This window comes from Streptomyces sp. KR55 (assembly GCF_052245645.1).
GTDB lineage: Bacteria > Actinomycetota > Actinomycetes > Streptomycetales > Streptomycetaceae > Streptomyces > Streptomyces flavusporus.
Genome location: NZ_JBQQCE010000027.1, coordinates 12,713 through 38,217 on the forward strand (window position 1 = coordinate 12,713; position 25,505 = coordinate 38,217).

Below are 25,505 nucleotides of genomic sequence, written 5' to 3' on the forward strand. Positions count from 1 at the left end.
CGCCCGAAGTCCGGCCCCGCGTCACTGCCGACGGACGCCGCCGGAGCGACGGAGCAGGCGTGCGACCGACCGCAGTTCCGCACGGCGCGCAGCCGCACCGTCGGCAGGGACCGCCGGGGACGCGGATTCCCGAGCCGTGGCGTCGGCCGCCCACAGGGCCAGCTCGCGGTCGCGCGGGCCGTACACGGTGTACGGCTCTCTCAGCGCCCTCTGCTCGCCCGACGCCCCCCGATCACCGGCCTCCGCCGGCTCGGCTTCGCCGAAGATCCGCACCGGATGGGTGGCGTCCCACGCCTCCCAGCCCGGGTCGCCGTCGGCCGCGAAGCGCACCCACGCCGTGTGCATCGCGTCGGCCAGCTCGGTCGGCGCACCCCAGCCCGCCAGCTTGGCCGCCTCGGGCACCTCGCCGGTGTCGAAGACGAACCCGAGTTCCAGGGCGTGGCAGGCGCCGAGGCCGGGCAGCAGGGAGGGCCAGGCGAACTCGTAGACGTACGACGATCCGGGGCGGGCGTCGGCCAGGCGGTGCAGCGGAATGCGCAGCAGGTGGTCGGTGACCAGCTGGCCGACGATCTCCGCGGTGCCGGCCTCGGGGTGCAGGGCACGGTAGCCGCGCGGGACCTCGTGGCCGCAGTGGCAGCGGGCCATGGCCCCGGCCAGGGCGACCGGGCCGAGCCGGTCGACGCGCTCCAGCAGCCCGCCGGGCACGAGCCACAGCCGGTACTCGTCGCGGGTCCAGCCCATGAGCAGGTCCACGCCCTCGGCGACCCGGCCCTCGACCAGGGCCTCCAGTGGATCGTGGTGTACGATGTCGTCGTCGACGACGATCCCGAAGGCCGGCCCGCCCAGCACAGGGCTGCTGAGCCGGCCCACCTCGGCCTGGGTGCGCAGCAGCAGGTCGCGGTCGACGGCGGCGAAGGCCTCGGCGGTCGCGGGCACCTTCAGCCGGGTCGCCATCCGGCGCACCATCCGCCGTACCTTGTCCCGCTCGGCCGCCTCGGGCGGCCCGCTCTGCAGGACCGCGCGCCGGAACAGGCCCTGGGCCTGCGGGGCGGCGATCAGGGCACCGATGCTGATCGCGCCCGCCGACTGTCCGCAGAGGGTCACCCGGTCGGGGTCACCGCCGAAGGCCTCGATCGACTCGTGCACCCAGCGCAGGGCGGCGAGCTGGTCGCGCAGACCGGGATTGGCGGGGGCGTCGGGAAACAGTCCGTAGCCCTCCACTCCGAGCCGGTAGTTGAGGGAGACGAGGACGATCCCGGCGCGGGCGAAGGTGCGTCCGTCGTACACGGGCACACACGACGAACCCCTGGTGAGGGCCCCGCCGTGCAGCCACACCAGGACCGGGAGCCGGGCGCCGGGGCCCGGCTCGGGGGTCCACACGTTCAGGTTGAGGCAGTCGTCCCCGGGCACGACCGGGTCCGAAAGATACTGGGCGAACGCCTCCGAGTACGGCGGTTTCGGCGGCGTCGGCCCGAAGGCGCCCGCGTCCCGCACACCGTCCCAGGGCTCGGGAGGCACCGGGGGCCGGAACCGGCGCGGCCCGAAGGGGGGTGCGGCGTACGGGATGCCGCGGAACACCGCGACGGAATGTTCGTACCGGCCGCGTACCGCCCCGTACGGCGTGCTCACCACGGGGCCCGTCAGGTCTGCTGCGGTCATCCGCCCACCAGCCCTTCGCCGTGCTCGTGCACCGTTCACATCAGAGCATCACATCGCTCGGAGGTATTCCGGTGCACGAGCCGGTTCAGCGCCTATTTGGCGTACATCAGCGTGCCGAAGCCGAGCTGGTCATAGCCTCCGCTGGTCGATCCGTAGTCCCCGCCGCCGCCCTCGGGGGCGACCGAGAAGCACATCTGGGAGATGTACCTGTCGTCGAGGTACAGGCGCCGGTTGTAGTGGTAGTGGAGCATCGCCCACACCGGGCGGACCTGGCCGCGTGAGGCGGCGGAGATGGCCGTGTGCTCCTGGTAGGCGCAGTTCTGGCCGGTGCCCCAGCTGTAGGTGGTGAAGGGCACGTCCTGGCCGAGGTTGTACTTGGCGACGTACTGGGCGGCCTTCATGAACCGCCGGCCGTCGTAGGAGTACAGGTCCTCGCCCTGGTTCCAGGCCATCTCGCAGATCGCGCCCATCTGGCCCATGCCCATGACGGTGTGCCCCTGGTCGCGGCCGGACTCCTGCCACTGGCCCAGCGCGTAGCCGTCCGCGTCGGTGTGCAGGAACGGGACGGCGTGCCTGATGGAGCCGTTGCCCGCGCCGGACTTGAAGTACGTGACGGCCTGGTCGTACTTGGCGGCGTCCTCGTTGAGGATCCCGATGGCCAGGATGGAGGCCATGTTGCACAGGTCCCAGTTGGCCCAGTAGTTGGTGATGCAGGCGTCGTTGTGGTTGAGGAGGAACTGGTTGTTGAGCGGGTAGAAGACCCTGGCCATCATGTCCTGGGCGGCGGCGAGGTCGAACGCGTCGTAGTCCCGCATCAGCTCGCACGCGTTCGCGAACTCCCAGCCGTAGATGCCGGCGGCGAGGAACCGGTCCGCGTTGCCGGTGACCGACGTCAGGGTCCGCGACCAGGCGTTGAGGATGTTCGCGGCGCACTGTGCGTTCGCCTCGGTGCCGCCGACGTGCCAGCGCAGCGCGTTCTGGTAGGCGGCGGCGATGTCGTTGTAGAGGATGCCGTAGTTCTGGCCGGTCCCGCCGCGGATGATGGTCGCCTGCGGGTTGGGCGTCCAGGTCGACTGGGAGTGGGGGTTGGCGACCAGCCGGTTCCAGCCGGACAGCCAGGGGTCGTTGCCGGCGGCCACACGGACCCGGGCGCGGTTGATGTCGCCCCAGTTGTGCAGCATGCCGGGGTGGGTCCAGGTCGCCGGGGCCGCGCTCGCCGTTGAGGCGGTGGCGGACGCGCCGACGGCGAGGGCTGCGGTGAGGCCGCCGGCGGTCTTCAGCAGACCGCGGCGGCTCAGCGCACTGTTGTGGAGGTGCTGGTGGGGGGAAGTGCGGCTCATTGCAGTGCAGCTCCAATCCAATGGCGATTACATGGCGGTGATGCTCACCTCGTCGAACTCGGTGGTGCTGCGGACCAGAGGGCTGCGGGAGCAGACCACGAGGCCCACGTAGTAGGGGGCGTCGCCGAAGCCGGGGATCTCTCCCTCGGCGAGGGGGGTCCAGCTGACGCCGTCATCGGTGGACAGGGCTGCGGTGAAGGCGGTCCCGGTGCGCTTCAGCCGCAGCAGGCTGGGGAGTTGGGCCGTGCCGTTGCCGGTGAACGTCGACCGGCCGGCCACGGTGGTGCGCAGCATGAGCTGCGCGGTGGTTCCACCGGAGACGATCGCCCCGGCGGCCTGGTCGAACGGCGACAGGGACTTGGCCATCAGCAGGCCCACCCGGTCGGCACTCGCGCCCGTGCGGGAGACGAGCCGGGCGGTGATCTCGCAGTCGCCGGTGACCGGGCGGCGCACGAACTGGCCTGTCATTCCCTGGTTGTTGATGGTCAGATCGGTTCCGGCACCGCGCACCACGAAGGTCCCGTCTTCGTATGCGGTGCTGCCGGGGGTGCGGATGTACACCACGCCGTAGGCGCCGAGTTCGCGCTCGTCGAGTACGACGTCGCCGAGGTCGCCGTACGTCCAGGGGCTGGGCGGTGGGGTGCCGACGGTGAGCGTGAGGGTGGAGGTCGCGGTGCCCGCCGCGTTGGCCGCGGTGGTCGTGACCCTGAACTCTCCCTTCTCGGTGGGCGTTCCGTGGACGAGGCCGGTGCGCGGGTCGAGGTGCAGGCCGTCGGGCAGGCCGCGCGCGGCGAAGCGTACGGGCTGGTGCGCGGCCCGCAGCAGATGACGGAACTCGTCGCCCCGGTTCGCGAACGCGGTGTCCTGGGAGACGAACTCCGGCTTGGCGGGGGTCGGCATCTCGGCGTGCGCCGGAGCCGAACGCGGGCCGCGTCCATCGGAGTTGGTCTTGACGACGGCGTAGTGATACGTCGTGCCGGGTCTGCCGGTGGCGTCCGCGTACCGGATGCGGGTGCCGAAGCCGACCGGGCCGACACCGTTCGCCAGCGTCGTGTACGGGCCTGCCGCGTCCGTGGCCCGCAGCACCGTGTACGTGGCCGAGAGGTCCGGGTCGCTCCAGCTGAGCTCGACGGCGTCGGCGCCGGTGGCCGCCAGCAGGTCGGTGGCGGTGCGCGTGGGGCGTGGCGTGTGCCAGACCTCGCCGGTGGCCGACGACGTCACGCTGACGTTGTCGAAGGCGCCGGTGCCGGTCTCGGCGTACGCCTCGTCGACGCCCAGGCAGGAGGTGAGGACGAGACCCGCGTACGTTGCGCGCCCCAACTCGACCTCGGTGGAGCCGACTTCGGTCCATCGGATGCCGTCCGGGGAGAGGGACCCGGTGCAGCGTCGTCCCTTGCGCTCCACGCGCACCCAGTACGGCATCCGCAGCCGGTAGCCGTCGCCGGCGCCCTCGACGTACGGCGCCTGGAGGGGGGTCGCCGACTCGGGCAGCGTGCCGAGGTCGGAGATCGGGAACGCCGCGGCGCTGGTGATCGCCTGCTGCTGGGACGGCGGCACGGGCGTGCTGCCGGTGCCGGAGACGGATGCCCCGGCCGACGGGCGGACGCTCCACACGCCGCTCCAGGTGTGCAGCGGCAGCCCCTGGATCAGCATCGAGGCGTGCGCGGCGTCCGGGTCGAGGGAGTCGCGGACGGTGACGCCGATCTTGGAGTACTGGGAGCTGAGCGGGAACACGATCCGCGCGGTGACGACGCCGTCGCCGTACAGCGGCAGGTGGGCCAGCCGGTAGGTGTCCGCGGTGCCGCTCGCCTCCAGCACGAAGCGCTCGCCGTCGAAGGATGCGGAGCCCGGGATCTTCACGTTCCCCACGTCCCGGGTCGACCAGGGCTCGGGGAGACCTGCGGTCGCCGCGGTCCAGGTGGAAGCCGCGCTCGAGCCGAGGGAGTTGGTGGCGGTGACCGTGTAGTAGTACGTCCGGCCGGGGCGGACGTCGTGGTCGGTGAACCGCACCCCCTCGATCCCGGACGCGAGCCGCTCGTACGGCCCGTCCGGGCCGGTCGCCCGCCGGACCGTGTAGCCGGTCGCCCACGCGGACGGCAGCCAGGACACGGTGACGGCGTGGTCGTCGCCGACCGCGGTGATCCCGGCGGGTGCCGTCGGCGCGGCGGGTGAGGCGGTCTCCGTCCCGGCGTAGGTGAGCGTGCCCCAGCCCGGGTGGTCCTCCTGGTAGCCCTCCACCACGCGTGCTCCGTCCGTGCCCCGGAAGATGACCTTCTCGGTGTAGGGGGCGGGCTTGCCGAGGCGTCCCGCGTAGTGCGCGTACGCCATCTCCCACAGCGGCCGGATCGCTCCGCGCTGCCGGTCGGAGACGGTCAGCTTGATGTACTTGCCGGTGCGGTCGAGGTCGGGGGTGAACGGTACGGAGTTGTCACCCAGGTTGTAGCGGGCGAAGTACTCGAAGTTGGCCAGGATCCGGTCGTCGGCAAAGCCGTACAGGTCCACGCCCTGCTGCCAGGCGACCTCGGCCGCGTCCGCCAGCAGGCCGACGGCGAGCTGTTCGTGGGCCTGGTCGCGGCCGGACTCCTGGCCCTGGCCGGCGGCGGTGACGATGCGGTGCAGCACCGAGCCGTTGCCGGAACCGGCGGCCGCGAACCGCAGGGCGTCCTCGAACATCACCCGGTTGTCGCAGAACACGGCGATGGCGAGGATGGTGCGCAGCGCGGCGATGTCCCAGTTGCCGTTGGCGTACAGGCAGTAGCCGGACAGGGCCGGATACCAGACGTCGGTGAAGGAGCGCTCGCAGCGCAGCACGGACTCCCGGGACCAGCCGTCGTAGCCGCTGTGCCGCAGGATCTCGGCGGCGTTGACGAACTTGAAGCCCTGGATCCCGGCGCCGAGCTGTCCGTCGGCGCCGGTGATGCCGGTGAGGGAGGAGGCCCAGACGTCGAGGATGTCGCGGGCCTTGTCGGCGTGGCGTACGTCGCCGGTGACCGCCCACATCAGGGCGTTCTGGTAGGCGGCGGCCGCGTCGGTGACGGCCTGGCTGGTGTTGTCGGTGGGGCCGCGGCCCCAGGTGGTGATCTGTCCGGTGTTGCGGACGGCGTAGGTGTGCTGGGAACGGAAGTCGGCGGCCATCGCGGCGAAGCCGGAGGCGATCGGATCGCGTCCTTGGGCCACTGCGGACTTCATCCGGGCCAGGTCGGCCCGGGAGTGCAGCAGACCGGGGTGTGCGAAGGCGAACGCCGCTTCGGCGGCCTGGGCCCACGCGGGCGTGGCGAATGCGGACAGCAGTCCGGCTCCGGCCACACCCGCGAGACCAGCCGCGCCGATGAACGTCCGTCGGCTGAGGGAATGCACGGATTACTCCTGGCTTACGGGTGCTGCACGGTGAGCGTGAGGGTCTTGGTCGCCGTGCCCACGGTGTTGGTGGCGGAGACGGTGACCGTGTAGGTGCCGGGGACCTGCGGGGTGCCGGAGATCTGGCCGGTCTTCTCGTCGATCTCGAGGCCCTTGGGCAGCCCCTCGGCGCCGAACGACGTCGGCAGCGCGGTCGCGGTGACGAGGTGGTTGAAGGCCTGGCGCGCGGTGGCCGTGGCATCGCCGGCGCTGGTGATCTCCGGGGCGACCGTGGCGGCCGCCGTGGCGGAGTCCAGGAAGCGGAGGTTCTGCACATGTTCGTTGGCGAACGCCGGAACCATGTCGGTGGTCAGGTACCAGCCGGGCTTGCGCATCTTGTCGTGGACGACCGTGCCGTTGACCGCCAGGTTCTGGAAGGTGAGGTTCTTGATGGGGCGGTCGGCGTCGTAGCCGGTCAGGATCGCCATGCCGGCGTGCGTGCCGTCGTACGTCAGGTTCCGGACGTACACGTCCTCGATGCCCCGGCCGGGCGCGGCGTTGTACCGGTTCTTCATGACCCGCATGTTGAACAGCTGGCCCCAGGTGAAGTCCTCCACCCGGACGTCCTGGATGCGCACGTTCCGGATGAGGTTGCTGTCGCCGGGGTTCAGGGCGAAGCAGCCCTGGTAGAGGACCTGCGGCTCGCGGTGCTGGAGGACGTCGATGTTGCTGAAGACGATGTTCTCGATCGTCTCGGGCTTGTCCGGGTTGCCGTGCGTGCCCATGTTCACCGGGTGCGCGACGTCGGCCCACAGGGTGGAGTTGCGGACGGTGACGTTGCGGCAGTCGCCGTAGTAGTCCCAGCGGTGGGCGTAGATGGCGATGCAGTCGTCGCTGTTGCGCATCCAGACGCCCTCGATCAGGACGTCCTCGCTGCTGAACACGTCGATGCCGTCGCCCCACTGGCCGTTGCTGTAGGAGTGCAGGTTGCGGACGGTGACCTGCTTGGACTGGCCGATGGTGCAGGAGTAGCCGGTCTTGGGATTGAGGGCGAGGATGCCGTCGATCTCGATGTTCTTGGAGAACTGCACCAGCGTGGCGGCGTCCGAGTCCCAGATGATGCCCCGGCCGAGCAGGCGGGCGTTCTCCACATTGACGAACTCCACCCGGGCCTTGAGCACCGCGCCGCCGGCCAGGTACACCGTCTTGCCGCTGGGCACCTTCACCACGCCGCCCGAGGGGGTGTGCAGACCCGGGCCGAAGTAGATGACGTCGGGGTCGTCCTGCTCGGGCCGCGTCATCTCGATGGGGTTGGCGTGCAGTTGCAGGTTGCCGTAGATGTCGCCGTCGATCTCGATGGAGAGGTTGCGCGGCTCGGTGAGGCTGAAGGTGATGGTGTCGCCGCTGACCTCGTGCGGGATGGCGTACGACAGCGGGCGGATCCGCGCGGAGGGGATGGTGCCCTTGGACCAGGTGACCTGCACCTCCACGGTGCCGGTGAAGTCGAGGTTGGCGACCGAGGTGTGCCGGATGATGCCGCCGCCGGTCTTCTCGTTGATCGTCTTCGTCCCCGCGCGCAGGACCGGCACCGGCTTCCACTGGCCGCCGGGGGTACGGGCCTTGACGACGTAGGTGGTGTTGATCGGCAGTGCGCCCGGGACGGAGTGGATCACCAGCCGGTCGGCGGCCTCCGGTCTGTCCTCGGCTCTCGCGGTGCCGGCGGTCGCGCCGATCAGGGAGTACGCGGCGGCGGTGGCACCCGCGGCCTGGATGAGGGTGCGCCGGGACAGGCCGGTGCCCTGGGTGTTGTTCATGAAGATGTTCCTTAGTGGAGAAGAGAGTTGCGAGTGGTTACTTGAGACCGGAGGTGGACATCCCGGCGACGAAGCCGCGCTGGGCGACGAGGAAGATCAGCAGGATGGGGACGACGTACATCACGGAGCCGGCGGCCAGCAGGTTGTTCACGGGCAGTCCGCCCGGCGTGACGTACGAGGTCATGAGGGCGACGGAGAGCGTGGTGCGGTCGCTGGACAGGAGCAGCATGGGGGCGATGAAGTCGCCCCAGCTCCAGGTGAAGGCGATGACGAAGCTCGCGGTCAGGACCGGCCAGGACTGCGGCAGGAAGATCTGCCAGAAGATCCGGGGGTAGCCGCAGCCGTCGACGATCGCGGCCTCCTCCAGTTCCCGGGGCATGCCGGCGAAGAACTGCCGGAACAGGAAGACGAGATACGGAGCCGCCGACAGTCCCCACAGCACCCATGGCCAGTAGGTGTCGACCATGCCGAGCTTCGCGAAGATGAGATAGGTCGGGAACAACGTGATCATCTGTGGCAGCATCATCGAGCCGAGCAGGATCCCGAACAGGACCTTCTTTCCCGGGGCGTTGAGCCGCGCGAACCCGAAGCCGACCCAGGCGGAGCTCAGGGTGACCAGGGTGGCGTAGATCAGGGAGATGACGAGGGAGTTGCGGGCGTAGCCGAGGAACTCGATCTGGGTGAAGGCGTCGGCGAAATTGTGCCACTGGATCTTGTCGGGCAGCCAGTGCACGGGAGATGCGGCGAGTTCGGGGGTGGTCTTCAGACCGGTGATGATCAGCCAGCCGAAGGGGCCGAGCATCAGGCCGGTGACGACGACCAGGATGGTGTAGAGCACGAGCCGAGACGCGCGTACCCGCACCCGGCCTGCGGAGTCGGGGGTCTTCGGGGTCACGCTGGTGGCGGTCACTTCTTCGCCTCCGGGTCGACGTTGTAGAACACCACACCGGACGTGGCCTTGAAGATGAGTCCGGTCACGACGAGGATCAGGATGAAGAGCACCCACAGGAGCGCGGAGGCGTAGCCGTAGCGGCCCAACGCGAAGTACTCCGCGAACACGTGCATCATGTACATGTAGTTGGTCTGAGGGATCGCGGTGACGCCCTTGGGGGTGGGCTCGGCGGCGATCAGGAGCGGCATGATCGTCTGCACCGAGGCGATCATCCCGGTGACGGCCTGGAAGAGCAGGACCGGCGAGAGCAGCGGCACGGTGATGCTGCGGAAGGTCCGCCAGGCGCTCGCGCCGTCGATGCGGGCCGCCTCGTGGAGTTCGCGGGGCACGTCCTGGAGGCCGGCCAGCGAGATGATCATGACGTTGCCAGCGCCCCAGAGCACCGCCATCAGGATCACATAGCGGGCGTAGGGGTCGTCGAGCCAGGCGATCGCGTCGATGCCGAAGATGTTCAGGACGCCGTTGGCGGCACCCGAGTCCCGGTTGAAGAGCTGTTTGAAGATGAGGCCCGCGCCGACCGGCGGTACGACGGCCGGCAGATAGAGCAGGGTGCGGAACAGGCCCCGTGCCTTGATGGGGCGGTTCACCAGCACCGCGAGGGCGAGCCCCGCGACGATCGACAGGGGTACGGAGGTGATGGCGAAGACGCCGGCGCGGCTGAGCGAGTCCCAGGTCACCGGGTCGGACAGCAGCTCGCGGTAGTTGTCGAGCCCGACGTAGCGCCAGTTGGGCGAGATGCCGTCGAAGGTGGTGAAGCTCAGCCACAGCGCGTACGCCATGGGGCCGACGGTCAGCAGCAGGAACCCGATGATCCAGGGCGAGGTGAACATGTAGAACGCCCGGTGGCGCCGCGCCGTCATGGAGTTCCGGGGCAGGTCCGCGGAGCGCGGGGAGCCGGTGCGCGCGGCGGCACGGGGCCGCTGTGCGGCTTCGGGGATCTGGCCGACTGTCATCCCACCTGCTCCTTACCGCGCTTCAGCTGCTCGTTGAGGGCCGAGTTGAGGCGTCCCGCGAGGGCGTCGACGGAGATCTGGCCGTTCATCGCGGCCGGCATGACCTGGTTGATGAGGGCTTCGAAGGCGTCCAACTTGGCGTAGGGGGTGAAGGGGGTCACCGAAAAGTGCTCCAGCTCGGCCTCCTGCACCTTGAAGACCCGCTTCTGGTAGTCCTCCTTCTGCGGCATCAGCGGGCGCAGCGACTTGAGCGTCGGTATCCCCCAGCCGCCCTCCGCGCGCGCCTTGGCCGGCGCCTCACCGAAGAACCACTCGAAGACCCGCCAGGCGGCGTCCTTGTTCCGTGCCTTCTTCGGCATCCACATACCGGTGCCGGCCTGGCAGGAGCTGAGCCGTGGGCCGCCCTCGAAGACGGGAGCGGGGGCGAGGCGGGATATCTCCGCCACCTTCGGGTCTTCGTTGATCATGCCGCCGAGCCAGTAGCCGCTGCCGGACATGGCCAAGCGGTTCGCGACGTAGGTGGGACCGTCCCAGGCGTCGGGGTTGGGCTGGATGAGGCTCGGCCCGACCCTGGTCTTGGCGTACTCCACGTACCAGGTCAGGGCCTTGCGCGCCTCGGGGCTGGTGAAGTCGACTCGGCTGAAGTCCTCGGAGAAGAGGCTGCCTCCGGCGGCGGCCGTCAGGTTCGTCAGGAGGACGGTGAGGTTCACGCCGTTGTAGCTGCCGCCGTACACGGTGGTCTGGCCGTTCTTCCGCTGGACCAGCCGCTTGGCGTTCTCCAGCCACTCCTCGTACGTGATCGGCTCGGTCTCGGAGGGGTAGTCGACGCCCGCCCTGTCGAACTGCGCGGTGTTGTACCAGAACATCGCGTCCTGGGAGAAGTCCTTCGCCATGCCGTAGCGGGGGCCCTTGCCCTGGGTCGTGCCGTCGAACCGCCACACGTCGTTGGCCGGGTCCAGGTTGTCGGTCTTGAGAATGGCCGACTTGGCGAAGTACGGGTCCAGGTCCTCGGCCACACCCCGGGCGGCGAAGTACGGCGCGTCCAGGGCGCCGAGGCCACGGACCAGGTCCGGCGGGTTGCCGCTGGTGAGCATCGCGATCAGCCGGGTGATGTCGTTCTTCACCACGGTGATCCCGATGCCGAGTTCCTTCCGGGCCTGCTGGATCAGCTCCGGGGAGACGTCGTCGAGTTCGACCATCATCGTGATGCTCTCGCCGCCGCCGGTCGCGGCGCCGGCCACCTGCAGGGCGCAACCGCTCAGCGCTGCCGCACCGGCCACGGCGCCGCCGGCCGACAGGGCGAGAAACCGGCGGCGGCTGGGGGGAGCACCGGCGTGGGAAGGCATGGGGGCCTCACCTTCTGGTTCGGGGAGCACGGCACGGCCGGATCGCGGATCTGGCCGCAGTAACAAGTAGCAACCGGTTGCTATGACTGAGTGGCCAGAGCTTCGGCCCGTCCGGAGGGCGCGTCAAGGGTCCTCGCGGAATTTCGAAAGGTCCACGAAACGCCGATGACATGTCTCATGGGTCCGACGGCGAGCCCCAACTGGCCGCTGACCAGCGCAAACCAGGACAGTCGCACGGGCGCAAAACCGGGCGGCCGCCCCGGCAACCGGTTGCCAACATCTCGCAGAGCGGACACGCCGGACACCCCTACCCCCTCCGCGGCGTCGGCGCCCGCAGCCAACGACTCGAAAAACTTGCGGATCTTCCACCCCGTCCCGCCGATTGACCCTCCGTCGACTGCGGATCTACGGTAGAAGACGCTTTCAGAAAATGTTTCCGACCACCCCTCCCTCTTCAGGAGTGTCATGCCCAGCGCCCCGCTGCCCCGGGCCGTGTTCGCCATGGATCCGGTGCACCTCCCGCTGCTCTTCCCCGAGCCCCTGGTGGCACGGCTGCAGCAGACGGCCGAGATCGACCCCACGTTCGTCGTACGGGACTTCGCCGCCCCTGGCGCCGCAGCGCAGCTGGCCCGCGCCGACGTGCTGATCACCGGCTGGGGCTGCCCGCACCTCGACGAGGACACCCTCACCGCGGCACCCGGCCTGCGCGCGGTCCTGCACGCCGCCGGCTCCGTCCGCTCGCTGGTCGGCGAGGCCCTGTGGAAGCGCGGCGTCACCGTCTCCAGCGCGGTCACCGGCAACGCCCTGCCGGTCGCGGAGTACACGCTCGCGATGATCCTGCTGGCCGGAAAGGACGCCTTCGCGCACCGCGAGCGCTTCCGCGCCACGCACACCCACCCGACCCCCGCCGAGACCGCCGCCACCGGCAACCTCGGCCGCCGCGTCGGCGTCATCGGCGCCTCGCGCGTGGGCCGCAGACTCCTCGAGCTGCTGCGTCCGTACGACTTCGAGGTCCTGCTCCACGACCCCTACGTGAACGCCACGGAGGCCACCGCGCTCGGCACCAGGTCCGTGTCCCTGGAGGACCTGCTGAGCAGCAGCGACATCGTCAGTCTGCACGCCCCCGACATCCCCGAGACCCAGCACATGCTGGACCGCGAACGCCTCGCCCTCATCCGCGACGGCGGCGTTCTCATCAACACCTCCCGGGGTGCCCTCGTCGACCACGACGCCCTCACCGACGAGCTGCTCTCCGGCCGCCTCAGCGCGGTTCTCGACGTCACCGAACCCGAGCCGCTGCCCGCCGAGTCGCCCCTCTACCGGCTCCCCAACGTCTTCCTCACCCCGCACATCGCGGGCTCGCTCGGCAACGAACTCGAGCGCCTGGGCCGCATCGTCGTGGAGGAGCTGGAGCGCCTGGCCGCGGGCTTGCCCCTCGCCCACGAGGTGCGCCATGCGGACCTGCCCCGGGTCGCCTGACGCCCACCGCACAAGGGTTGTCCACAGGCGTCCTACCTGGAGGAACGATGGGATACGGTTTCCGCACCGGAAGCGAGCGCACCCGCCCCGGTGTTCGGGCCACGACGGTGAAGGAGCCGCAACGGTGAGTCAGCGCAAGGCACCGGGCGACGCCGGCCGGGCGACGATCCGGGACGTGGCGGAACGCGCGGGCGTCTCCGTGGCGAGCGTGTCGCGTGTGCTGTCCGGCAACTATCCGGTCTCCGACGACCTGCGCCGCAGGGTGATGAAGGTCGTCCGGGACCTGGACTACGTGACCAACGCCCACGCCCGCTCCCTGGCCGGCGGCGGGACCCCGACGGTCGCGATCCTCATCAACAACATCACCGGCGCCGCCTTCGCCCATGTGGCCAAGGGCGTCGAGGGCGCGGCCACGCTGCGCGGCTGGCTCTCGCTGGTCGGCACGACGGGCGACGACCCGGAGCGGGAGCTGGCCCTGGTGAACCTCATGCGCCAGCAGGGCGTCGCCGCCGTCGTCCTGCTCGGCGGCGCCTACGACTACGACGAGTACCAGCTGCGTATGGCCCGTTTCGCCCGCTCCCTGGACGCGGCCGGCTCCCACCTCGTCCTGGTCGGCCGACCGCCGCTGGAGGGCGACGTCCCGGCGACGACCGTCGACTACGACAACGAGTCCGGCGCCTACGCGATGGCCAGCCACCTGCTGTCCGCCGGCCACCGGGACATCCTCGTACTGCCGGGTCCCGCCGAACTGACCACCGCACAGGGCCGGCTGCGCGGCGCCGGGCGCGCCTTCGAGGCGTACGGCGTGCCGTTCGAGCCGGGCATGGTGCGGCACGGTCCGTACGACTACGAGCACGGCTACGAGGCCGTCGAGACGGCCCTGCGCGAGAAGCTCGACTTCACCGCCGTGCTCGCCGGCACCGACGTGGTCGCCGCGGGCGCCATGCAGGCCCTGCGGGCGGCCGGACTGCGCGTGCCGGAGGACGTGTCGATCGTCGGCTACGACGACATCCCGCTGGCAGCCCAGCTCACGCCCCAGCTGACCACCGTGCACGTGCCGTACGAGGAGATGGGCCGGGTCGCGCTGCGTGCGGTGGCAGACCGACGCGAGGGCGGGGCAGGGCGGCGCAAGGGGGCCGACGGGGAGCATCTCGTGCTGGGCACCCACGTCGTCGTACGCCACTCCGTACGGCCGCCCCGGCGGCGCGGTTAGCCACCCGACGGTCCGGACCTGTTTCCGTAAACGTTTTCCGCGATTCCGCCCAAACAAATTGCCGCAGACCTCTTGCTAGAGCCCGGGGCTACGGCCTACCTTCCCAGCAACCGGTTTCTATCACTTCTGCCTGGCCGCCCCGCCCGCCGAGCCGACGGTTTTCAGACCGCCCTCGCCGGCCAGTACCGAGCCGCCGCGTCCTCCCGTTGCGAGACGCCTACTTTCCGAAGGAACACGGTCAGATGAACATCACCAGCCCCCGGAGAAGGTTCGCCCGCGCCGCAGTCGCGGGTGTCGCGCTCACCGGTCTGCTCGCCGCCTGCGGCGGCTCCGACTCCGACTCCGGCTCCGGAGACTCCTCGGGTTCCGGCCCGGTGACCCTCCCCTTCTGGGGCTGGGCGAACGGCCAGGAGGCGGTCGTCAAGGCCTTCAACGCCAGTCACGAGGACGTCCAGCTCAAGTACACCAAGGTCACCGACCAGCTGACCATGCAGAAGCAGCTGACCAACGCGGTCAAGGCGGGCAACGCGCCCTGCCTGGTGCAGAACACCGCCGAGTACGTGACCAGCTGGGTCGCGGAGGGTGCGCTCGCCGACATCACCCAGTACGTCGAGGGCGAGAAGGACAAGTTCAACGCCGGTTCCTGGGCGAGCGCCCAGGTACAGGGCAAGCTCTACGGCGTCCCGACCAGCTCCTCACCGAACTTCACGATCTACCGTGCCGACATCTTCGAGAAGTACGGCATCGAGCCCCCTGCCACCTGGGACGACTTCATCGCCGCGGGCAAGGAGCTGAAGAAGCACAACATCGAGATCACCAACTACGCCGGTGAGGACCCCAGCACCCTGGAGGTGCTCGCCATGCAGGCCGGCGCGCACTGGTACGCCGTCGACGGCAACTCCTGGAAGGTGGACTTCCAGGACGAGGGCACCCTCAAGGCCGCCGAGGTGATCCAGGAGATCATCGACAACGACCTCAACTCCAAGCTGTCCTTCGCCGACTACGCCGCCGTGCAGCGCAACTACGACAAGGGCGGCACCGCGACCCGGCAGATCTCCACCTGGCAGATGGCCGGCATGGTGCAGAACTTCACCGAGTCCTTCGGCGACTGGGCGCTCTCCCCCTGGCCGACCTTCACCGGCGAGGCGCCCAAGACCCCGGCCGGCACCAACCTCACCGGCAGCGTGACCCTGGTGACCGAGCAGTGCAAGCACCAGGAGCAGGCCGCCGAGGCAGCGCTGTGGATGTCGACCGACGCCGGCGCGGTCAAGACGATGGCGAGCCCGGAGACCGGCAACGGCGTGATGCCCGCCCTCGCCGACAGCGAGACGTACGTCGGCGAGTCGATCTCCGAGAAGCTGCTCGGCAAGAACTACGAGCCCGCGCAGAAGGTCGTGACCGACAGCCTCGACACCGTCACCACCGACTGGACCTTCGGCCCGAACTGGACCGCCATGTTCACGGAGATGCAGGCCGGCTGGGCCAAGGTCATCAACAAGGAGCAGAAGGTCACCGACCTCCTGGCACACATGCAGGAGTGGACGGTCAACGACCTGAAGTCCCGCGGTATCAGCGTCAAGGGCTAGGCACTCACCGATGATTCGCTCCCTGCGCTGGAAGGGCGCCGCCTTCACGGTGCCCTTCCAGCTCGGCTTCGTCTTCCTCTACCTGCTCCCGATCGGGTACGCCGTCCACCAGTCCCTGTTCACCGAACAGAGCTCGGGCCTCGGCCTCGGCGGCTCCACGGAGACGTTCTCCGGCCTCGACAACTACCGACAGGGCCTGACCGACTCCGCGTTCATGGGCTCCGTCCTGCGCGTGGTGCTGTTCGCCTGTGTGCAGATCCCGGTGATGCTGCTGATCAGCCTGATCCTGGCACTGCTCCTGGACGCGGTCACCGCACGCGCGGCCGGCCGCTTCCGGATCCTGCTGCTGGTCCCGTACATGATCCCGGGCGTGGTCGCCGCGATCGTCTGGATCAACCTCTACAGCCCCGAGGTCGGCCCGCTGACCCCCCTGGGCGAGGTCTTCGGCTTCGACTGGAACTTCTTCGCCCCGTCCATGGTGTGGCCGTCCATCGGCAACCTGCTCACCTGGCACGGCATCGGCTACAACATGGTGATCATCTACGCCGCCCTGCAGGCCGTGCCCCGCGAACTGTTCGAGGCCGCACGCCTCGACGGCGCGTCCGAACGCCGGATCGCCCTCAGCATCAAGATCCCGTATGTGCGCGGCGCACTCGTCCTGACGGGCATGCTCTCGATCATCCAGATGCTGCAGATCTTCAACGAGCCGGCGCTCTTCCGGAACGTCACACCGCAGACGGTGAACGACAGCTTCACCCCGATCATGATCATCTACAACCAGGCGTTCAACGCCGGCAACTACCACTACGCCGCGACCCTGTCGGTACTCCTCGCGCTCATCCTCGGCGTCGCGTCCTTCCTCTTCTACCGGCTGACTTCGAGGGAGGCCGACTGATGGTGCTCACCGAGGACCGTACGAAGAAGCCGCCCACGCGCACGGTGCGCCGCCTGGGCCGCCCTGATCACGCTGCCCGTTCACGGGGCGGGCAGCGCTTCCTCCTCATCGGCCTGGTCCTGGCCAGCGTGTACAGCCTCTTCCCGGTGTGGTGGCTGATCGTGGCCGCCACGAAGGACCGCAGGGGGCTGTACCAGAGCAACGGCCTGTGGTTCTCCGGCATGCACCTGTGGGACAACCTGCATCAGCTCTTCACGTTCGAGGACGGCATCTTCCTGCGCTGGACGGCCAACTCACTGTTGTATGCGGGCGTCGGCTCCCTCGGCGGCACCCTCATCGCCCTCGCCACCGGCTACGGCCTGGCCCGTTTCGACTTCCCCGGCCGCCGGCTGGTCTTCGCCTGCGTGGTGGGCTCGTTCCTGATCCCGATCGCTCTGCTGACGCTCCCCCTGTACCTGATGTTCTCGGAGATCGGCCTCGTCGACACCCCGTGGGCGATGCTGATCCCCTGCCTGATCAACCCGTTCAGCGTGTACCTGGCCAAGGTCTACACGGAGTCGACCATCCCGTTCGAGCTGCTGGAGGCGGCCCGCATCGACGGCGCGGGCGAGCTGCGCATCTTCTTCAGCATCGTGCTGCGCATGATGACGACCGGCGGCGCCACGGTCTTCCTGCTCGCCTTCGTCAACACCTGGAACGCCTTCTTCCTCCCCCTCACCGTCCTGCGCGGCGAGGAGAACTGGACCCTCAACCTCGGCCTGTACAACTGGTCCGGCAGACGCCTCGAATCCGGCGTCGACCTCACCAGCCTCGTCCTGACCGGTGCGCTGCTGTCCATCGTCCCGATGGCGATCATGATGGTCGCGATGCGCCGCTACTGGCGGACGGGCGTCACGCTGGGGGCCCTGAAGTGACCCTGCTGCACAACCCCGTCATCCGCGGCTTCGCCCCGGACCCGTCCATCGTCCGGGTGGGCGAGTGGTACTACGTGGCGACGAGTTCCTTCGAGTGGTTCCCGACGATCCCGATCCACCGGTCCCGGGACCTCGCGCACTGGGAGTACGCGGGCCATGTGCGGGGCGCGGCCCCCGGCGACTCGCTGGCCGGGGTGCCCGACTCCGGGGGCGTCTGGGCGCCGTCACTGAGCTGGGACGGCGACCGCTTCTGGGTGGTCCACTCCGTCGTACGCTCGGTGGGTACGCCGTACTTCGACCTGGACACGTACGTCACCACCGCGCCGGACGTGAGCGGCCCCTGGACTCCCCCGCGCCGCCTCCCGAGCCACGGCTTCGACCCCGCCCTCTACCACCACGAGGGCAGGCTGTGGCTGCTCAACCTCCAGAACGACCACCGCCCCGGCGGCCGGCGCTTCGCCGGGATCGTCCTGACCGAACTGGACCGGGAGACGCTGGGCCCCCTCGGCGACACGCACCTGCTGCTGCAGCACGAACGGCTCGTCGAGGGGCCGAAGGTGGTGCATCGGGACGGCTGGTTCCACCTGGTGCTGGCGGAGGGCGGCACCGGTTTCGAGCACGGCGTGCTGGTGGCGCGCAGCCGCGCCCTGACCGGGCCGTACGAACTCGACAGCCGACCCCTGCTGACCTCCCGGGACGACCCGTCTCTGCCGCTGCAGAAGGCAGGGCACGGCGAGCTGGTGCAAACCCCGGACGGCGCTTGGCTGTTGAGCCATCTGACGGCACGCCCGCTGCGGACACCGCACGGGCCGCGCTGCACGCTCGGCCGGGAGACGGCGATCCAGCGGGTGGTGTGGGACGCGGAGGGGTGGCCGAGGCTGGCGCACGGCGGGTGGCATCCGGCGGTCGAGGTGGACGTACCGACGCAGCCCCGGAATCCCCAAGGCCTGTCCGCTTCAGGGGAGTTGGACTGGCCGTGGAGCTCCCTGCGCGAGTACCCGGATCCCTCCTGGGCCGACATCACCAGCCGCCCCGGCTGGATCCGGCTGCGCGGCCGCCACGGTCCCGAGTCGCGGTGGGCGCAGAGTCTGCTGGCCCAGCGGATCACGGAGCACCGGGCGGAGGCGGAGGTCACGATCGAGGCCCGGCCGCGCAGCTTCACGCAGGCCGCCGGGCTGGTCCTGCGGTACGACAGCGAGGCGTACCTCAGCCTCGAACTGACCTGGGCGGAGCCGGAGGGCGAGCCGCAGCGCGGCCAGCAGTGGCGGGGCGGCGGTGGCCGGACGGTGCTCGGCCTCGTGGAGCGCGACGAGGAGGGCGCCCGGCAGGTGGCGGTGGTCGACGTCGAGGCGGACGTGCCGGTGACGCTGGGTGTGACGATCGAGGGTGCCGACGCGCGGTTCTGGTACGTACGGGACGGGGTCCGCACACCGATCGGACCACCGCTCGACTTCAGCCGGCTGTCCGACGACCACGGTTCCCGGCTGCGTTTCACCGGCGCCATGGCCGGGATCCACGCCCGCGACCTCGTCGACGCGTCCTTCACTGCGGACTTCCAGGGCTTCCGGCTGACCTGCACGCCGTAGCAGGCGCACGTCTTCGCAGTCCTGCGATTCCGGTGTCTTCACGTCTCCGTGCCGCACGCTTAGTGTAGGAAGCGCTTTCTATCCCGAGTTCGGTGTGCCGACCACGAAAGCAGTGCTGGTCGCGACTTTCGATGGCCCTCGGGCGGGCCGGAGGGGCGGTTTCCGATGGGCCGTACGGCAAGTGCGAGCGCTCCGGCCGGGCCGACGCTGGCGGTGGTGGCCCGTGAGGCGGGGGTGTCGGTACCGACCGCGTCCAAGGTGGTCAACGGCCGCGAGGACGTGGCGCCCGAGACGCGCCGCCGGGTCACGGAGGCCCTGGACCGGCTCGGTTATGTGCGCAGACCACGCTTCGACGCGGCAAAGGCACCCCGCCTCGTCGACCTCGTCGTGCACTCGCTGGACAGCTCCTGGTCCGGTGCGGTGCTGCACGGCGTGGAGCGGGCGGCGCACGACGCCGGCCTGGACGTGGTCGTCTCGGCAGGCCTCGCCCGCAGCCGCTCCGGCTGCCCGGAGCGCGACTGGCTGGACAAGCTCACCGCGCGCGGATCGGCGGGCGTGCTGTTCAACCTGGCCGAACTGACGGAGCCCCAGTACGCGTGGCTCGCACAGCACCGCATCCCCTTCGTGATGATCGACCCGGCGCACGAACCACCGCCCGGCGTGGTGTCGGTGGGCGCGGCGAACTGGCAGGGCGGGGTGACGGCGACCCAGCACCTGCTGGCGCTCGGCCACGAACGCATCGCCGTCATCGCCGGCCACCGCCACACGATGTGCAGCAGCGCCAGGATCGCGGGCTACCGCTCGGCGCTCGCCTCGGCCGGGGTGCAGCACCGCCCGGAGTATGTGCGGCACGCCGGGTTCGACGAGGCCGCCGCCCGCGGACGCATGCGCGAACTCCTCGACCTGCCCGAGCCGCCGACGGCCGTCGTCGTCTGCTCGGACCGCATGGCCCGGGGGGTGTACGACGCCGTGGCCGAGCGGGGGTTGAGGATCCCGGACGACATCAGTGTGGTCGGTTTCGACGACCTGCCCGAGGCCCGCTGGGCCTCCCCTCCCCTGACCACGGTCCGTCAGCCCATCTCGGAAATGGCGGCCACGGCCCTGCGCCTGCTCGTCCGCATGATGGCCGGCGACCGCCCGGAGAGCACCCGCACGGAACTGTCGACCCGCCTGGTGGAACGATCAAGCACGGCTCGGCTGCGCGGGTAGGCCCGCCGGACAAGGGCCGCGCCCTGGCAACTCCCGCCGGACGTCTGCGTTCCGCCGGTCAACTGGCGTGTGTCCGCGCGGTCGGGCGCCAACGCTCCGCGCGCGAGGGCCCCGGCGCCGCTCCCCCGCGGCGGCGCCGGGGCCGGCCTCCGTGCGACTCGCACGTGGCCGTCGCGCGGCAAGCGGGCGGTTGGAGCGAGAGCTACCCCGCGTCCGCCGTGCCGTCGTCCGGTTCCTGGTTTACGTCCCCGGCTCCCGGGTCGTCGGACGGGGCGCCGGGCGCCTCCTCCGCGGCCGTCACGGTGACTGTGGCTCCCGGGGCGACGGTGGTCCCGGCCGCCGGATCGGTCTGCTGGACAAGGGCGGTGGCGGACTGCGCGGAGTCCGGGCCGTACACGGGAACGAGTCCCAACGACTCGAGCTCCGCGAACGCCTCCGGTGCCGGTCGGCCGGCCAGGTCCGGGACCAGGACACCGCCCTCCGGGGGCTGCGTGGAGTCCTCGGCGGCCACGTGCAGGGTCACGGTCGCACCCTCGGCCGCCGTCCCCCCGCCGGCCGGCTCCTGACCGACCACCGTGCCGGTCGCGGCACCGTCGGCCGGTACCTCAACCGTCTCGACCACGAAACCCTCGTCCTGGAGCTGCCCCGTCGCGTCATCGAGCGAGCTGCCCAGCACATCCGGAACTGTGACGTCCCCAGCCGTCCCGGCATCCGGGTCCGCGGGCAGTGCGGTGTCCTGGCCGCCGTCGGTACCGACCGGCCGCTCGATCCCCCTCTCCGGGGCGTCCACATCGACCAGGGCGACCTTCTCCAGGCCGGAGGAGTCCTCGGGCTGCTTGACCGTCACGACCTTGTCCTTGTCGTAGTCGCCCTTCCAGGTCCTCGTCCGCCCCTTGCCGAAGTCCACCTCCACCTCGTCGATGCCGTGGGCCGGCGCCGCCAGCGGGTTGCCGCAGTTGCACTTCACGACCGGCCGTCCGAACAGGTCGATCAGTACGGCGATCCCCGCCTCCAGCAGTGCCTCGTACGGAACCGCCTTGCCCTTGCGGTAGTTGTGGTTCTTGACCAGCGTGGGATTGCGCAGCACGACCGGGGTCAGATCATCGATGAACTTCTCGATCTGATCGACCTCGATGCCCTGCACCTTTGCCCAGGCCTTCGCCTTGTCGCTGTTGCCGGGGTCCTTGAGGAAGTCGACGAGTTGGTCCTTCAGGCAGGTGACCTTCTTGCGGGATCCGCCGTAAAGCCCCGGCGTGTTCCCGCTTTTGTCCCCGCCCGACAGCGCATCCACGGCGCTCATGGCCAGGTCGGCCCCGAGCAGCACCCTGGAGAACGGCGAGGCGCCGACCACGCCCCGGCCCACAGCCATCACCTTCGACTTGGGGCCGGGGCACCCGGTCAGTACGGTGACCCCCAGCAGCATCGCCACCACCGCGGCGAGCCCACGGAACGCCGTGCGGCCGAAGCGTTCCCCCCGCGATCGGAATGTCGCGCCCATCATGTCCTTCCGGTCCCACCTGTCAGGCGACGACGAGTAGTTCGTGCCTGTGCGGGAGAGTGCTCCCGCCGACTCGAGGATCGGGGGCGGACCGGGCCGGCGCACGAGTAGTCGGCTACTCGCTTCGGGGCGTACGCACCTCTCAGGTGTCCGTGCCCACCGACGACAGGAAGGCGGCGAGATCACCGCGGCCCGCCACGCCCAACTTGCCGTAGATGCGGTAGAGATGGCCCTCGACCGTGCGCACCGAGACGACGAGCCGCGCGGCGATGTCCCGGTTGCTCAGACCGTGCACCGCCATCATGGCGATCTCGCGCTCCCGGTCGGTGAGCGGCAACGGCCGGGCGGCAGTGATCAGCGCGGGAGTCCGGGCGCCCTCGCACTCTTCGGCCAGCCGGTGCGCCCGTGCGGCGGCGGCACGCGCCGCCGTGCCCCGGTCGGCGCGACTGTGCACGGTGGCCGCCTGGGCGGCGGCGTCCGCGGCCGCCGCCAGATCCCCCATCTCCTCCAGGGCGGCGGACACCGCGAGCAGGGCATCGGCGTCGCCGGCGGCCAGCCCGGCGGCGTGGGCGGCGGCGACCGGTGCGCGGGGCCCGTCAACCTGCGTGGCCAGGGCGGCGAGCCGGGCGGCGGAGGTGCGGTCGCCGAAGCGCACGGCGGTGTGCAGCGCGTACATCGCGTACGCGACCTGGTCCCGGTCGGCGGCGAGCGTCGCGGCGTCGTGCGCGAGCCTGATCGCCTCGGTGACCGCGCCCTCGGCAGCGGACGTCCATGCCTGGGCGAGCATCAGGTCCGGCTCGAAGAAGACGGCGGCAGGATGGCGTTCGGGCTCCGTCCGCTCCAGTGCGTCACGGGCCGCTGCCGCATCGCCCGTCATGGCAAGCGCCTGGACCAGGTTCACCAGGCAGCGGAACGCGAAGCCCTGGGTCTCCGTGGGGACCAGCCCGGCACGGGCCTCCCGGAACCGGCGTATCGCGGTGCGCAACTGCCCCCGGTACAGCGCCGCGTGCCCCGCCAGCGCCACAGCCATCAGCTGCATGGGCCCGTGCACGGCCCGGCTTGCCCGCAGTCGGGCGCGACCGATTTCCTCGACCTCGTGCAGCCGGCCGGCCAGGCGCAGCCCGGTCATGTGGAGGTCGCACAGGCCGAGGCCGGGAGCGGCTGCGTCGAAGGACCGCGCGGCTGCGACATATCCGCGCGCCGCGGCGGAGCCGAGTCCGTCCGTACGGCCCATGGCCCCCAGGCCGCCGACGACACCGAAGGACGCCAGGACGACCGCCAGGTCGGGCAGGTCCGCCCGGGCGAGCGCCGCCGCCCCGTCCTCCGCTCCTTCTCGCGGCCGTCCCTGGAAGACGTGGAAGGCACCCCGTACAGCCGTCAGCACATCGAGGCAGAACGGATCGCGGAGGCGACTCGTGGCCTCCTCCAGCACCTCTTCCGCCTCCGCCGGCCGGCCGGCGGTCCAGAACAGGTTGGCCGCACGCGGGACCGCCACCGCGAGGCGCTGCTGCTCGGTGGACGCGAGGCCGGCCAGCGCCGTCAACTCCGCGTCGGCCTCGTCGGCCCGGTTCAGCCATGACAGGGCGTGGGCATGTGCGGACCTCGCCTCGAATCCGCCGGTTTCCGCCGCCGCCCGGGCCAGCCGCTCGGCGAGCGGGAGATCGAGCATCTGGATGGCGCGGTGCGCGGCGTCGGTGAGCAGTGCGGCGTCCGGTTCCAGATCGGAGTCCGCGGCGAGTACGGCCCGCCGCAAGGTGTCGTCGACGCGCCGGCATCCGGTGGCGGCCAGCGCCGTCGCGATGGAACCCCGCAGTCTGCGCGCCGTGAGCTGCCCGAGGCGGGCGCGCTGCAGCTCGCCGTAGAGCGGATGGGCGAGCCTCGCCTCGAGCCGCCGGCCGTCCCGCTCCACTTTCACCACGCCGGACGTCTCGGCCAGCTCCACCGCAGCGGGGTCGACGAGCCGGCCGAGCAGGGTGACGCCAAGGGGCTCGCTCAGGGCGAGCAGGTTCACCACCTGCCGTACCGGATCCGACAGCCGGCCCATCAGCGCGTCCACCAGCTCCGCCAGTCCGGGCGGCACCTGCGGCCGGCCCGACCAGCGCCACACGCCGCCGGACCGGTGCATGCGGCCCGCCTCCAGCTCACTGTCGACCAGCAGCCGCAGGAACAGCGCGTTTCCTCCGGTCAGCGCCCACAGACGGGCGACCCCCGCGCTGTCCACCGGGCCGTCGAGCACGGCCTCCAGCAGCGCACCGGTCTCCGCCTCGGTCAGCGCCCGGACCTCACGCCGGTCGAGGTGACCGTCCTTCCACAGAGCGGTCACCGCATCGGGCGCCGGTACGCCACTGCGGACGGTCACCACCACGGTGGCCGGGGAGCGCAGCACCAACTGGTGCACGAGCAACGCCGACAACTCGTCCAGCAGATGGGCGTCATCGACCCCGATCACCGCGCCCGCCCGCCCCGATCCGGTCACCAGCGCATCAACCGCCTGCGGCAGTATCCGCGTCGGATCCTGGGCGGCCGCCCCCAGCAGCCCGGCGAACGCACCCAACGGCAGGCCCCGCGCCGAAGCGGTCGCCGTCACCCAGGACGTCACCGCCCCACGCCGCCGCGCCGCCGCAAGCGCCTCGCGCGCCAGCCTGGTTTTCCCCACCCCTGCCGCCCCCGCGAGCACAACGCCCCGGGGCCCGTCCCCCGCTCGCGTCGCCGCCGCGATGAAGCGCAACTCCTCAACCCGGCCGGTCATCGGCCAGTTCCACCCCATGCCGGAAGGATAGAGCGCTGACGTGCCGGAACAGGCGGAAAAGGGATCGACTCCCCTCATCCGAACGTACGCCGCAACCAAGGCACCGCCTTGCGCCTGTCCGGCCTACTCGCCGAGCCGGGCCGCCCAGGTGATCCCGCCCCTCAGATGGGCACGGAAGTCCGCGTCCGCGTACGCCTCGGAGGCATGCCCGAGAGCCGTATAGAAGACACGGCCCGCACCCCACTCCCGACACCACACCAGCGGATGGTCGTCCCCCATCCGCCCGCCCTCGTACGACGACTCGTCGGCGGACACGAGCACGCGCACCGTCCCTCGCGGGTTGGAGCGGAAGTCGTACCACTCGTCGCTGAAGTCCCAGACGGCGGGCAGGTGCCGAGTGGCGGGATGATCACGGTCCTCGACGAGGGCCTTACCGGGCTGGTACTCGGGATGCCGGTCGAACCAGGCGCCCAGCAACTCCCCGTAGTACGGCCACTCGTACTCGGTACAGGCCGCGGCGTGCACGCCGACGAATCCGCCCCCCGACTCCACATACGCGGCGAGCCGCTCACGCCCGGCCTCCGTCAGGACCTCACCGCTGGTGGAGAGGAAGACGACGGCGGCGTATCCGTCCAGCGGGATCTCCAGCTCCGCGGGCTCCTCGGTGTGGTGGACGTCGAAGTCCCCGAGCGCACGGAGGGCGGCGACGGCGGCCGGGATGGAGTCGTGCCGGTAGGCGGTGGTGCGGGTGTAGACGAGGAGTCGGGGGATCATGCCGCCGAGCGTAGACGGCCCGGGGCAGCCGTCCCCCTGCTCTTGGAGGATCCGAAAATTTCGGATCCCGGCGCACGCGCCCGCCATCGCGCGGCCGTCTCCACGTCACGCTCCGACTACGCGTGCGGCCTGGTCAATCCTGGTCTCGGTCCGCAAGCGCCGCCACGGTGGCTCGAGCGAAGGCTTCCGGATTGTCCAGCAC

Annotated in this window: 17 protein-coding genes; 7 read left to right on the top strand and 10 right to left on the bottom strand. The window is 70.6% G+C overall.

Going from position 1 to position 25,505, the window contains the following annotated elements:
- Window positions 1-21: 21 nt before the first annotated feature.
- The 7 genes from ACTWQJ_RS06425 to ACTWQJ_RS06455 form a co-directional block, all read right to left on the bottom strand.
- Complete coding sequence (locus ACTWQJ_RS06425) at window positions 22-1,659, bottom strand: carboxylesterase/lipase family protein (protein WP_443305643.1); 1,638 nt, start codon at window positions 1,657-1,659, stop codon at window positions 22-24.
- 92 nt (window positions 1,660-1,751) lie between these two features.
- On the bottom strand, window positions 1,752-2,999 hold the full coding sequence (locus ACTWQJ_RS06430; protein WP_443305644.1) for an alginate lyase family protein: 1,248 nt from the start codon (window positions 2,997-2,999) through the stop codon (window positions 1,752-1,754).
- A gap of 27 nt (window positions 3,000-3,026) precedes the next feature.
- Complete coding sequence (locus tag ACTWQJ_RS06435) at window positions 3,027-6,356, bottom strand: alginate lyase family protein (protein ID WP_443305645.1); 3,330 nt, start codon at window positions 6,354-6,356, stop codon at window positions 3,027-3,029.
- A 14-nt stretch (window positions 6,357-6,370) separates the two neighbouring features.
- The gene (locus tag ACTWQJ_RS06440) at window positions 6,371-8,149 is read right to left on the bottom strand and encodes a putative Ig domain-containing protein (RefSeq protein ID WP_443305646.1); all 1,779 of its coding nucleotides are present in this window, start codon (window positions 8,147-8,149) and stop codon (window positions 6,371-6,373) included.
- 37 nt (window positions 8,150-8,186) lie between these two features.
- Window positions 8,187-9,059, bottom strand: a complete 873-nt coding sequence (locus ACTWQJ_RS06445; protein WP_443305647.1) for a carbohydrate ABC transporter permease — start codon at window positions 9,057-9,059, stop codon at window positions 8,187-8,189.
- Entirely contained in the window at window positions 9,056-10,054 is a 999-nt protein-coding gene (locus tag ACTWQJ_RS06450) for a carbohydrate ABC transporter permease (protein ID WP_443305648.1), read from the bottom strand. The genes ACTWQJ_RS06445 and ACTWQJ_RS06450 overlap by 4 nt, the downstream gene beginning before the upstream one ends.
- A complete protein-coding gene (locus tag ACTWQJ_RS06455; protein WP_443305649.1) occupies window positions 10,051-11,400 on the bottom strand; it encodes an extracellular solute-binding protein in 1,350 nt (449 codons plus the stop codon). The genes ACTWQJ_RS06450 and ACTWQJ_RS06455 overlap by 4 nt, the downstream gene beginning before the upstream one ends.
- 465 nt (window positions 11,401-11,865) lie before the next feature.
- Between ACTWQJ_RS06455 and ACTWQJ_RS06460 the strand changes: the two genes are divergently transcribed.
- The 7 genes from ACTWQJ_RS06460 (at window position 11,866) to ACTWQJ_RS06490 (ending at window position 20,282) form a co-directional block, all read left to right on the top strand.
- On the top strand, window positions 11,866-12,879 hold the full coding sequence (locus ACTWQJ_RS06460) for a hydroxyacid dehydrogenase (protein ID WP_443305650.1): 1,014 nt from the start codon (window positions 11,866-11,868) through the stop codon (window positions 12,877-12,879).
- Between the two features lie 124 nt (window positions 12,880-13,003).
- Window positions 13,004-14,092, top strand: coding sequence for a LacI family DNA-binding transcriptional regulator (locus tag ACTWQJ_RS06465; RefSeq protein ID WP_443305651.1), 1,089 nt, complete (start codon window positions 13,004-13,006; stop codon window positions 14,090-14,092).
- A gap of 242 nt (window positions 14,093-14,334) precedes the next feature.
- The gene (locus ACTWQJ_RS06470; RefSeq protein WP_443305652.1) at window positions 14,335-15,678 is read left to right on the top strand and encodes an ABC transporter substrate-binding protein; all 1,344 of its coding nucleotides are present in this window, start codon (window positions 14,335-14,337) and stop codon (window positions 15,676-15,678) included.
- 10 nt (window positions 15,679-15,688) lie between these two features.
- Window positions 15,689-16,573, top strand: a complete 885-nt coding sequence (locus ACTWQJ_RS06475) for a carbohydrate ABC transporter permease (protein ID WP_443305653.1) — start codon at window positions 15,689-15,691, stop codon at window positions 16,571-16,573.
- On the top strand, window positions 16,573-17,487 hold the full coding sequence (locus ACTWQJ_RS06480; protein WP_443305654.1) for a carbohydrate ABC transporter permease: 915 nt from the start codon (window positions 16,573-16,575) through the stop codon (window positions 17,485-17,487). Before ACTWQJ_RS06475 ends, ACTWQJ_RS06480 begins: the two co-directional genes overlap by 1 nt.
- Window positions 17,484-19,073 (top strand): family 43 glycosylhydrolase, encoded by a 1,590-nt coding sequence (locus tag ACTWQJ_RS06485; protein WP_443305655.1) that lies wholly within the window; start codon window positions 17,484-17,486, stop codon window positions 19,071-19,073. Before ACTWQJ_RS06480 ends, ACTWQJ_RS06485 begins: the two co-directional genes overlap by 4 nt.
- A 165-nt stretch (window positions 19,074-19,238) precedes the next feature.
- Window positions 19,239-20,282 carry a LacI family DNA-binding transcriptional regulator gene (locus tag ACTWQJ_RS06490; protein WP_443305656.1) on the top strand — a complete coding sequence of 348 codons (1,044 nt, stop codon included), beginning with the start codon at window positions 19,239-19,241 and terminating at the stop codon, window positions 20,280-20,282.
- A gap of 202 nt (window positions 20,283-20,484) precedes the next feature.
- Here ACTWQJ_RS06490 and ACTWQJ_RS06495 read toward each other — a convergent pair whose 3' ends face one another.
- The 3 genes from ACTWQJ_RS06495 to ACTWQJ_RS06505 form a co-directional block, all read right to left on the bottom strand.
- Window positions 20,485-21,783 (bottom strand): DUF6777 domain-containing protein, encoded by a 1,299-nt coding sequence (locus ACTWQJ_RS06495; protein WP_443305657.1) that lies wholly within the window; start codon window positions 21,781-21,783, stop codon window positions 20,485-20,487.
- A 139-nt stretch (window positions 21,784-21,922) separates the two neighbouring features.
- Window positions 21,923-24,547, bottom strand: a complete 2,625-nt coding sequence (locus ACTWQJ_RS06500) for a LuxR C-terminal-related transcriptional regulator (protein ID WP_443305658.1) — start codon at window positions 24,545-24,547, stop codon at window positions 21,923-21,925.
- A gap of 105 nt (window positions 24,548-24,652) precedes the next feature.
- On the bottom strand, window positions 24,653-25,303 hold the full coding sequence (locus tag ACTWQJ_RS06505) for a ThuA domain-containing protein (protein WP_443305659.1): 651 nt from the start codon (window positions 25,301-25,303) through the stop codon (window positions 24,653-24,655).
- Between the last annotated feature and the right edge of the window lie 202 nt (window positions 25,304-25,505).

Excerpts from the sequence above, each read along its gene's own strand:
- ACTWQJ_RS06425 (WP_443305643.1), bottom strand. The coding sequence starts at position 1,659 with ATGACCGCAGCAGACCTGACGGGCCCCGTGGTGAGCACGCCGTACGGG.
- ACTWQJ_RS06430 (WP_443305644.1), bottom strand. The coding sequence starts at position 2,999 with ATGAGCCGCACTTCCCCCCACCAGCACCTCCACAACAGTGCGCTGAGC.
- ACTWQJ_RS06440 (WP_443305646.1), bottom strand. The coding sequence starts at position 8,149 with ATGAACAACACCCAGGGCACCGGCCTGTCCCGGCGCACCCTCATCCAG.
- ACTWQJ_RS06450 (WP_443305648.1), bottom strand. The coding sequence starts at position 10,054 with ATGACAGTCGGCCAGATCCCCGAAGCCGCACAGCGGCCCCGTGCCGCC.
- ACTWQJ_RS06455 (WP_443305649.1), bottom strand. The coding sequence starts at position 11,400 with ATGCCTTCCCACGCCGGTGCTCCCCCCAGCCGCCGCCGGTTTCTCGCC.
- ACTWQJ_RS06460 (WP_443305650.1), top strand. The coding sequence starts at position 11,866 with ATGCCCAGCGCCCCGCTGCCCCGGGCCGTGTTCGCCATGGATCCGGTG.
- ACTWQJ_RS06470 (WP_443305652.1), top strand. The coding sequence starts at position 14,335 with ATGAACATCACCAGCCCCCGGAGAAGGTTCGCCCGCGCCGCAGTCGCG.
- ACTWQJ_RS06475 (WP_443305653.1), top strand. The coding sequence starts at position 15,689 with ATGATTCGCTCCCTGCGCTGGAAGGGCGCCGCCTTCACGGTGCCCTTC.
- ACTWQJ_RS06480 (WP_443305654.1), top strand. The coding sequence starts at position 16,573 with ATGGTGCTCACCGAGGACCGTACGAAGAAGCCGCCCACGCGCACGGTG.
- ACTWQJ_RS06490 (WP_443305656.1), top strand. The coding sequence starts at position 19,239 with ATGGGCCGTACGGCAAGTGCGAGCGCTCCGGCCGGGCCGACGCTGGCG.
- ACTWQJ_RS06495 (WP_443305657.1), bottom strand. The coding sequence starts at position 21,783 with ATGATGGGCGCGACATTCCGATCGCGGGGGGAACGCTTCGGCCGCACG.
- ACTWQJ_RS06500 (WP_443305658.1), bottom strand. The coding sequence starts at position 24,547 with ATGGGGTGGAACTGGCCGATGACCGGCCGGGTTGAGGAGTTGCGCTTC.
- ACTWQJ_RS06505 (WP_443305659.1), bottom strand. The coding sequence starts at position 25,303 with ATGATCCCCCGACTCCTCGTCTACACCCGCACCACCGCCTACCGGCAC.